The sequence below is a fragment of the Mesorhizobium calcicola genome, from assembly GCF_042682105.1.
GTDB classification, from domain to species: domain Bacteria; phylum Pseudomonadota; class Alphaproteobacteria; order Rhizobiales; family Rhizobiaceae; genus Mesorhizobium; species Mesorhizobium calcicola.
Genome location: NZ_JBHUGY010000070.1, coordinates 47,163 through 57,054, shown reverse-complemented (window position 1 = coordinate 57,054; position 9,892 = coordinate 47,163). Strand labels below are relative to the sequence as shown.

General features: G+C 64.0%; 4 protein-coding genes and 2 pseudogenes. 3 read left to right on the top strand and 3 right to left on the bottom strand.

What is annotated here, in order from left to right:
• Window positions 1–129: 129 nt before the first annotated feature.
• From ACFSQT_RS35125 to ACFSQT_RS35115, 3 genes and pseudogenes are all read left to right on the top strand, one after another.
• Window positions 130–222, top strand: coding sequence for a hypothetical protein (locus ACFSQT_RS35125; protein WP_379026622.1), 93 nt, complete (start codon window positions 130–132; stop codon window positions 220–222).
• Between the two features lie 627 nt (window positions 223–849).
• Window positions 850–1,173: pseudogene (locus ACFSQT_RS35120) on the top strand (hypothetical protein); the annotation flags it as partial.
• A gap of 2,513 nt (window positions 1,174–3,686) precedes the next feature.
• Window positions 3,687–4,787, top strand: a pseudogene (locus tag ACFSQT_RS35115) (sensor histidine kinase); the annotation flags it as partial.
• 83 nt (window positions 4,788–4,870) lie between these two features.
• On the opposite strand, the gene ACFSQT_RS35110 reads toward ACFSQT_RS35115, so the two are convergent.
• The 3 genes from ACFSQT_RS35110 to ACFSQT_RS35100 are packed head-to-tail and all read right to left on the bottom strand — an operon-like array spanning window position 4,871 to window position 9,888.
• Complete coding sequence (locus tag ACFSQT_RS35110; RefSeq protein WP_379026621.1) at window positions 4,871–5,353, bottom strand: EF-hand domain-containing protein; 483 nt, start codon at window positions 5,351–5,353, stop codon at window positions 4,871–4,873.
• A 51-nt stretch (window positions 5,354–5,404) separates the two neighbouring features.
• Entirely contained in the window at window positions 5,405–8,413 is a 3,009-nt protein-coding gene (locus ACFSQT_RS35105) for a bifunctional [glutamine synthetase] adenylyltransferase/[glutamine synthetase]-adenylyl-L-tyrosine phosphorylase (RefSeq protein ID WP_379026620.1), read from the bottom strand.
• Complete coding sequence (locus tag ACFSQT_RS35100; protein ID WP_379026619.1) at window positions 8,410–9,888, bottom strand: sensor histidine kinase; 1,479 nt, start codon at window positions 9,886–9,888, stop codon at window positions 8,410–8,412. Before ACFSQT_RS35100 ends, ACFSQT_RS35105 begins: the two co-directional genes overlap by 4 nt.
• Window positions 9,889–9,892: the final 4 nt, after the last annotated feature.

Genomic DNA, 9,892 nt, shown 5'->3' with positions numbered 1-9,892 from the left:
CAGTTGCACAGGATGCTTCGTGCCGAAGGTTCGCCTCCAATGCCAGGGTGATCCCTTTAAGGAGGCCCAGCGTGATTCAGCTTGTTAACACACGATTGCTATGGCGACTTGTCGACGAAACTTCATGAAATGCCCCGCTTGCGGTACCGCGTCTTCAAGGAGCGGCTGGACTGGCAGGTGCCGACGAACGGCCGCTACGAGATCGATTGCTTCGATTCCTGAACGGAAATATCTCCTTTTGCGCGGTTTCCGGCGGTGCTGTCGGAGGGATGCGGCGCGGCTGCGTCAGTCGAACCCCCCCCCCCCCCCCCCCCCCCCCCCCCCCCCCCCCCCCCCGACCACCATGCTGGGCCACACTTTTGCCGAGCTGTTGGAAGGCAAGGCAAGCGCCCAGCGAGCCGGATAATCGGGGGAAAGCAGCCGCTTTGCCCTCGATCTTCAGCCCATCGACCCCAAGGGCCCGGCGGCGTGGCTGTCGCCACCTACGACTCTTCGCGGCATCATCGAATTCGGCCTGTCATGCAGTCTCGAGCGAATTGTCACGGTCACCGATCTGCGCATGGAGCGGCATCCTGCGCCGCGCCGGTGGCCGCTTGAGCGGATCGGCGAACCGCACGCGATCGGCCTACCCGCGCGGTGGCCGGATTATCTCGACGTCTCGGCCGAGACGCTTGGTTCCGTTCGGCGCAATGGCGGTTTCCATGGGCCGGTTCTGTGGGCGCCAATAGCCTGCGGCGCGATGTGATGCCTGTCGGTTTGTCCGTGGGGCTTGTCCAATGAGGTCGTGGAGGACACCGGAGCCGACTGGCCGGACTGGTGCGATGATAGGGCGTAACCAGCCATACGTTTCGTCTGACGCGGCGAGAGTGGGCCTGGGAGTTCTTGCGGCGAAATCCGGCATTCCGCAAACGATCCTGGCCAAGGCACTGGAGGGGGGCCGAATGGCTGGGCAGTCCAAGGCTCTGCTCGACATCTCGTCGTCGCGCCGCCGACGACGCGGTGGGTGGTTTTGTTTTCGCGGAACCTCCTTGCGGCCTGATGCGCGTGTATTCTGGTGTCCACGCCAATGTCCCAACGTCTTGCCGAATCACCGCCGAACCGGCATCTTCCTCTTGCGCGCGCGCCCCGCTTTCGATCTGCGGCGCCGCCATGTCGTGCCACGGATGCTTTTAGGCAGGCAACGGCCGCCAGCACGTTCTCGTTGCGCCCTGCTGAGCGGACATCTTCAGCTCGCGGTTTCAGGTGCAGACAGTCGACTCAGGCGCGTGGCCTGAAGGTCAGACGCGGATCTGGCCGGCCGGGCAGGCGAAGCATCGGCTATGGGAACTTGAATGCTCAACAGCCTGGCGATGACGCGGACGGCTGCCGAATATACCCATGTTTCGTGCGCCCCCCCCCCCCCCCCCCCCCCCCGAAGGGCGAGTGGCCGACGTCCTCCGCTTCGTCCTTCGTGCGCTCGATGGGTCGCTCGTCGGGGGGCAACGCACCGGGTCATCGCCGAAGCCCTGCTGGCCAAGCGCGCGCGTCAGGGCCGATTGGGCAGATCCGCGCGATCATCTGCGCGACCTGATCCGTCGCGCCATACGCCGCGGCCATGCCCTCATGAACGATGATACAAGGACCTGCTTCACCTTGAAATGCTGGTGTGGCGCCACGAGCAAATGGTCAGCTGCCGAACATTGCCTTGTAGCCCGTCCTCACCATCAGTTTGCCAAGTCGCAGATGACTGTCAAGCGACTTTAGGGCTCGCTCCGGTTCGCATACCGGATCGAGGCCGAGAATGACTTGCGCCATCTCTTCCCTTGCTTGCGTTGTCGGGCCGATGCATCAGCAGCCGCATGTAGAAATCGTGAAATGCTCCCTGTCGTAGGCCGTGAGACTGTCCGACCAGGGGACTTCGTCGATAACGGTTCATTAGGCTCGAGGCGCGATCTGTTTCCCCAATTCTCTCTCTCGGTTTGTACGATCCGCGCGTCCGCCCTGACCGCCCGGTCAATATCCTAAACGGGATACTCCGAAACTGGGATTAGTCGGCGGAGCCGGTTCCTTCATGGCCGGTTCGCAAAAGCCGAAATCCCTTCGATCATCTCGCCAGCGCCAGATGCTGAAACAGCTGATTGCGGCGCGAAAAGAACAAGGGCCTGACCCAGCTCCAGGGTTGCGCAGGCGCTGGGCCGCCCACAGTCCTTCGTCGCAAAGTATATGAGGGCCGGTGAAAGTCGTTTGGACGTCATTTGAGTTTTTAGAACTAGCGGAGATTCTGGAGGTCGACCCTGCCAGCTGCTGGCACAGGTTCCTCGTTCTCGCCACCGAATAGGTCAACGATAAGGGGAGCTCAGCGAGAAACGTCCTCAAGTCGAATATCCTTAACAAGGCGTCGGCGGGCGAGACCGCAGGATCTGCTTCGCGAGGACCGAGCCCGATTGCTTTGCAGGCTCCGGGCGAAGTCTCGGCCGCCCACCTTACCCTAGCGGCCCATGAGCAGGACCTGACGCAAGAGGAACTGGCTGCGCGCGCGCTGAGTTTGACCCAGGTTGACGATCTGAGCCGTTCGCTAGTCCCGTTTTGATCAAAATAGCAGCGTAAATTCGTCGTGAAAATGAGTGAATCGAGTTGGTTGGCGCCGGGACAGGTCCGCATTGAACGCTTGCCTCTGAAAAGTTGGAGCCTGATCTATGCTTTGCTGCGGCTGGTTGGAGCGGTGGCGTGACGAGGCGGTCAAGGTGGGCAATGCAATCGAACGGATTGCGCTGGCTTCGAGGCCGGGCGCGATGGGTTCTGGCTGGCGCGGTGGTGGAGAGGCGCGGCATCGAGGTGCACGTCGTCCATTCGACTAGCCGTCCGCGGTGTCGCGCGAAACATCGTCGGGCGAAGACCGATCGGTTGGACCCGGCGATGCTGATGCGCGTCTTCCTGGGCTGGCTACGCGGCGAGCGTGGGCATGCGGGATGGTCGCAGTTCGACGCTCGAGAGAGGATGCCAGGCGTCCAAGCCGTGAGCGGGAAAGTCTGGTCAGGAGCGCACGCGGATCATACAACCGCATGAAGGCGATCCTGGCGTGGCTCGGGATCCGCCCAGCTTCAATCCCAAAATGCGAAAGGCAGTACAGCGCCTGACGGGTGCGGACACCGGACGGGCTCTTTGCCATGCTACCCAATACGAGCGTATCGAATCTCCGGCGCGACATGGCCGGCTCGCCAGCGCAGACTGCGCGCAAATCAAAAGCGATCGAGAAGGCCCGCCTTGCGCGATCTCGACAGGAGCGGCGCGGGGCGCACGCGATGTGAGTCTCATCGCAGCATATCGGCATCGCGGCATCGAGACAGCAGACATGCTGGTTCAGGAGGTGCTATCTCCCGCAATCTTCGCGACGGCGGGCTGTGGCGCGCTATGGCCGGCCTGACCGGCGCGCCCGACGAAAGTGGCTCTAAGCGGCAGCAGGACGGGACTGGCGAATGCAGGTAAACGCCCGCGTCTCGTCGCAGCCTGATCCAGCTTGCTGGCGCTTCTGCAGGTTCCAGAAGGATAGCACGCTCTGGCCCAATGGTACCGGTGCGCGACACGGAACGGTCCGACCGCCGCACGCAAAACGAAGATGATCGTAGCGCTCGCCCGCAATGTTGCTCATAGCCTGGTGTTTAGTCCCGGCATTATTTGCTGGAGCGGATTAGCTGAAGCGTTGTGTGCAGGACAACGGGCTTTCGGACCGCGACGTGATGCCGGGCACCACGCGCGCGGTGCTGGAAGATCGGATGCTGGCTTTTGCTTCCGAACGGCGGCTTGCCCACACCAGTGGGCTGCAAGGCGGCGCCACCTTCGAGCGGCAGCTGGCCGACGGCCGCTGGCTGCAGGTCAACGAACTGAAAACCAGGGACGGCGGCATCGTCTCGGTCGGCTCCGACATCACCCAGATCAAGCTGCATCAGGAGAAGCTGGTCGACAGCGAGCGCCGGCTGATGGCGACGATCCATGATCTGAGCCTCGCCCGCCGGGCCGAAGAGGAGCGGTCGCGCGAACTGGTCGACCTGAACCGCAAATACATGAAGGAAACCGAACGCGCCGAAGCGGCGAACCGGGCGAAGTCCGAATTCCTGGCCAATATGTCACACGAATTGCGCACGCCGCTGAACGCGATCATCGGCTTCTCCGAACTGATGGAACAGGGGCTGTTCGGTCCGCTGGGGTCGGAGCGCTACGAGGAGTATGCCACCGACATCAACAGCAGCGGCAAATATCTTTTGGGCGTCATCAACGACATTCTCGACATGTCCAAGATCGAGGCTGGCCAGTTCTCGCTGGACCAGGAACAGATCGACCTCGGTCCGCTGATCAGCGAGACAGTTCGCGTCGTCTCGCTGCAGGCGGCGCAAAAGGCGATCACCGTGGAAACACGCATCGCCGACGCGCTGACGCTGATCGCCGATCGCCGTGCGATCAAGCAGATCGTCATCAACCTCTTGTCCAACGCGGTGAAATTCACCGGCCAGGGCGGCCACATTTCGGTCAGGGCCCGCAACACGTCCGGCGCACTGGTGCTGACCATCGAGGACAATGGCTGCGGAATCCCGAAAGACGCACTCGGCAAGCTCGGCCGTCCCTTCGAACAGGTGCAGAACCAGTTCTCCAAGAGCCATGCCGGGTCCGGCCTTGGCCTCGCCATCTCGCGCTCGCTGGCCGAGCTCCAGGGTGGCGCGCTGAAAATCCGTTCGACCGAAGGCGTCGGCACAATCGTGTCGGTTCGCATTCCGGTCAAGAAGGCCGCGCCGGCCATAAAGGTCGCGGCCTGACAAGCTTCCGGGGTGACCGGGCCATGTCTCCGGCGGCGACCTACGTCGCCGGAGTTTTGACCTCCACAGCGTGACCTGCTGATTTACTGCATGTCATCGCCGTCATTGCCGCCGCCATCCCATTGGCGGTGACGGCCAAAGCGGCCGCCCTTCGGCAGTTCGCTCTTCTCGATCTTGCCGTCATTGTTCCTGTCGAGCATGGCAAAGACCTTCTTCTGGCGACTGGTGATGTCGTCGATGGTCAGCGTACCGTCGCCCTTAGTGTCGTAGCGGGCGATGATGCGTTTGGCCATCTGCTCAAAACGCGCCTTCTCCAGCGCATCGGCGAGCTGGGCGACGGTCAGCTTGCCGCCATTGTCGGCGACGAGCTTCTTCAGCCGCGCGTTCATGGCGTCGGAAAACTGGTAGAAGGTGATGGTGCCGTTGGAATCGATCATCACCCTGTTGAGGCGCATCATCGTGCCCTCGCGTAGTTTTTCGCTGGCACTGTTTTCGGCATAGGCAGTGGTGCCGACGGCGCCGGCCAAGGCGACGAAGGCGAGGGCAAGTTTGGTTGTCGTTCTCATGGTCTTCTCCTGTGTTGCATCGTCACCCCCGATGCGACCGGACCAGCCGCTTCACGGTCGTCCGGTACGAAGCAAAAGATCAAAGTCCTTCCTGACCTTTTGCGACGTCTCCTTGAGGTGCGCTTCCAGCACACCGAAATCCGGCAGGTCGGTCACCGCCAGAAGCAAATCCGAAAGCCCCGGCGGAACATCGTCGCGCTCGAACGCCCCGGTAAGGCACAGCCGTGTTATCTGGGTCAGCGCCAGATAGAACGCGTAGGCATCGCCAAGCTCCTGCCTGACCCCGACATCGGCGAAGCCCGGCGCAAGGCGGGACAGGATCTCGGCCGTGCCGGTGGCACGTGCAACTGGCACGGCCGGGGCACGTGCCATTGGCACGGCCGGGGCACGTGGCCCGGCTTCGACCTGCCCGGAGAGCACGGCCACCTGAGCGATGAATTCGAGATCGATCAGGCCGCCGGGGATCAGCTTGATGTCCCACAAGTCGCGCGGCGGCTTTTCCTTTTCGATCATGGCGCGCATATCCGAGGCCTCGGCCCTCACTTTTGCCGCCTCGCGCGGCTGGCCAAGCACGGCCGCCACTTCCGCCTCAACCTCGCCGCACAGGCCGGCGTCGCCGGCAATGGCGCGCGCCCGCGACAGCGCCATGTGCTCCCAAGTCCAGGCCTCCTGGCGCTGGTACTTTTTGAAGGCGTCGATGTGGGTGGCGACCGGACCCTTATTGCCGGACGGCCGCAGGCGCAGGTCGAGTTCGTAGAGCACCCCCTCCGCCGTCGGCGCGGACACGGCCGCGATCAGCCGCTGGGTCATACGGGTGTAGTAGTGCGAAGGCGCCAGCGGCTTGCCGCCATCGGATTCCTCGGCATCCGGCGCGTGGTCGTAGAGCAGTATGAGGTCGACGTCCGATCCGGCGGTCAGTTCGCGGCTGCCGAGCTTGCCCATGCCGAGCAGCGAAACCACGCCGCCGGCAATCGTGCCGTGGCGTGCCGCGAATTCGGCCGTCACCGCCTGCAACGCCGCCTCGATGGTAAGGTCCGCCAGATCGGAGAAGGCGCGGCCGGCCCGGGCCGGATCGATCGAGCCGGCCAGCAGCCGGACGCCGATCAGGAACTTTTGCTCGGAGGCAAATATGCGCAACCGGTCGAGCACGTCCTCATAAAGCCGGTCGCCCTCGACAAAGGCGGAAAGCCGCGCGCACAGATAGGCGCGGTCCGGCAGTTCGGTCAGCAAGGCCGGGTCGAGCAGGCCGTCGAAGACATGCGGCCGGCGGGTGATGATCGCCGCAAGCCGGGGCGCCGCACCCATGATCGTCGCCATGAGCTTCAGCAGGGCCGGATTGGACTGCAGCAAGGAAAACAGCTGGATGCCGGCGGGTAGACCAGCAAGAAACTCGTCGAAGCGCATCAAGGCCTCGTCCGCCCGGCGCGTCTGGCCGAAGGACCGCAGCAGCGCCGGCGTCAGCTCCGTCAGCCGCTCGCGCGCTTCCGCCGATTGGGTGACGCGATAGCGGCCGAAATGCCAGCCGCGGATGACGCGGCAGATGTCGCTCGGCCGCTGAAAGCCGAGGCCGTGCAAGGTCTGCAACGTATTGGGATCGTCGACATCGCCGGTGAAGACCAGATTGCCGATGCCCGTCGACAGTTCCGGCGCGGTTTCGAAAAGCGCTGCGTAGTGGCGTTCGACCTGTTGCAGCGAGGCGCGGAACGCCTGGGAAAAGGCGGCCGCATCGGCAAAACCCAGCATGCGGGCGATGCGCTCCAGCCCTTCATCGTCTTCCGGCAACGTATGCGTCTGCTCGTCGGCAACCATCTGCACGGCATGCTCGACACGCCGCAGGAACCAGTACTGACGAGCGAGCGCGTCGCGCGCATCGGCGGTGATCCAGCCACGCGCCGCAAGCTGACCGAGCATCGGCACGGTCTCGCGCCCGCGCAGTTCCGGGAAGCGACCACCGGCGATGAGCTGCTGGGTCTGGACGAAGAACTCGATCTCGCGGATGCCGCCGCGCCCGAGCTTGACGTTGTGGCCCTTCACGGCGATCTCGCCATGGCCCTTGTGGGCGTGGATCTGGCGCTTGATCGAATGGACGTCGGCAATCGCGGCGTAGTCCATGTATTTGCGCCAGATATAGGGCTGGAGCTCCTTGAGGAAAGCGGCGCCCGCGGCGAGGTCGCCCGCTACCGGACGCGCCTTGATCATCGCGGCACGCTCCCAGTTCTGGCCGCGCGCCTCATAGTAGCGCAGTGCAGCCTCGACCGGGATCGCCAGCGGTGTCGAACCGGGATCGGGGCGCAGTCTCAGATCGGTGCGGAAAACATATCCGTGCTCGGTGCGGTCCTGCAGGATGCGCACAAGGCGGCGCGTCAGGCGCGAAAACAGCTCGGTGGCGTCGGGCGGATCGACGACGGCGGGCGCTTCCGGATCGAAGAAGACAACGAGATCGATGTCGGATGAGAAATTCAGTTCGTGCGAGCCAAGCTTGCCCATGCCGAGCAGGATCCAGCCCGATTGCTTCGACGGATTGTCGAGATCCGGCAGTTTGAGCTTGCCCTGGCCATGCGCATCGCGCAGCAGGAAGTCGACGGCGGCGCGGGTGCAAGCGTCTGCGAGATTGCTCAACCGCCGTACCGTCAGCACCGTTTCGGCTTCGCCGGCAAGATCGGCGAGCGCGATCAGGAAATGCGCCTCGGCCTTCCACTGGCGCAGTTCCATCATCAGGTTGGCTTCCGAGACCGCCTCGGCCAGATGCGCCTGGTCGATGCCCGCACCGATCGCTTTCAGCCGCGCCTCGACAGTCTGGTCGAACAGCCCGTCCAAAATCTGTGGCCGGCGACGCGCCGTATCGCGCAGGAACGGCGACAGATCGAAGACGGCCGCCATGAAGTCCTGGCCTGGCCCCTTGCCGGCCAGGAATTTGGCCAGCCGCGCCAACCCTTCTTCCCGCGCCGCGGAAGCGATTTCGGTCAGCTTTTGTCGCGCCCGGTTTTCGTCCAGCGCAGCAAGCCTGGCGACCGGCTTCAGCAGCCAATCCGTCCCAGCCTGCTTCGCAGCCGCTGTCATCCGTGATCCTCCCGCGAGGGGAAACTCATGACCACGGATAATCCGGGATTGCCGGGCAACAGATCAAGCCGGCCGTTGTGGAATGTCATGACCGCCTTGGCGAGGCTCAGGCCAAGACCGGAACCCGGCTGCGAACGGCTCTTCTCCAGCCGCACGAAACGCTCCGTCGCGCGGGCACGGTCGCCATCGTCGGGAATGCCGTGGCCATTGTCGACGACCGACAGCCGCACGTCCGTACCGGCGCGCTCGACAGCCACGCGCACGGCCGGCTGGGCATTGGCGTCGGTCGAATATTTGATGGCGTTGTCGACGATGTTCGACAGCGCCTGGCCGATCAGTTCGCGGTTGCCGTTGACGAAGGCCGCCTCCCGCACGTCTGTCTGCAGCGAGACGCCTGCCTCCTCCGCCACGGGTTCGTAGAGTTCAACGACATCGCGCACGGCTTCCGCAAGATCGACGCGGCTGGTGTTCTCGGAGGAGTAGCCAGCCTCCAGCCGGGAGATCATCAGAATGGCGTTGAAAGTCTTTATCAGCTGGTCGGATTCGGCAATGGTGCCTTCCAGCGCCTGGCGGTAGTCGGTGGTCTTGTGCTTGCCGGAGAGCGTCGCTTCGGCCCGGTTGCGCAGCCGGGTCAACGGCGTCTTCAAATCATGCGCGATGTTGTCGGAAACCTGCTTGAGGCCTTCGTTGAGCGTGGCGATCCTGGCCAGCATGGCGTTGAGGTTTTCGGAGAGCCGGTCGAACTCGTCGCCGGCGCCGGTGACCGGCAGCCGGCCCGACAGGTCGCCGCCCATGATGCGGCGGCTGGCTTCCGACACGCTGTCGATGCGCTTCAGCGCGGCGCGGCCGACAAAGAACCAGATCAGCAGTCCGCCAAGCCCCATCATGCCGAGCGCCAGCATCAGGGCACGGCGAATGACGGCGCGAAACCGCTCCGGCTCGCCGAGGTCGCGGCCGACCAGCATGATCATCTGGTTCGGCAGCCGCAGCACCAGCGCGATGGCGTTGTGGCCTTTCTCGCCCTGCGCCTGCGCATCGCTCTGTTCGGATTGGGTGGTGCCCTGGTCCGCCGGCAGATTGCGCTGCCGCTCAAGCTCTCCCTCGCCAAAGCGCTGATAGGAGAATGGGCTGTTGGTCCAGCCTTCGGTTTCGAGCACGCCCGGCTCCAGGCTCTGAACGTTGCCGGTCAGGATCTGCCCGTTGGCGTCGGCGATCAGATAGAGGTTGGCGCCCGGCTGACGCGAGCGCTGTTCCACGACGCGCACCAGGACCGGCAGGCCGCCGCGCTGATAGGCGCGAGCGAGGCCGAGCACCTCGTCGTTGATGGTCTCCTGCGTCTGCGCGGTCAGCATGCGCGCCGACAGCGAGGTCATGTAGAAGACGAGCAGCACGGCGCAGAGCGCGAAGAGGAGGAGGTAGAGCGCTGAAAGCCGCGCTGCCGTCGTCTTCATGATGGCTGGCACGGAAAGAGCCATGCTG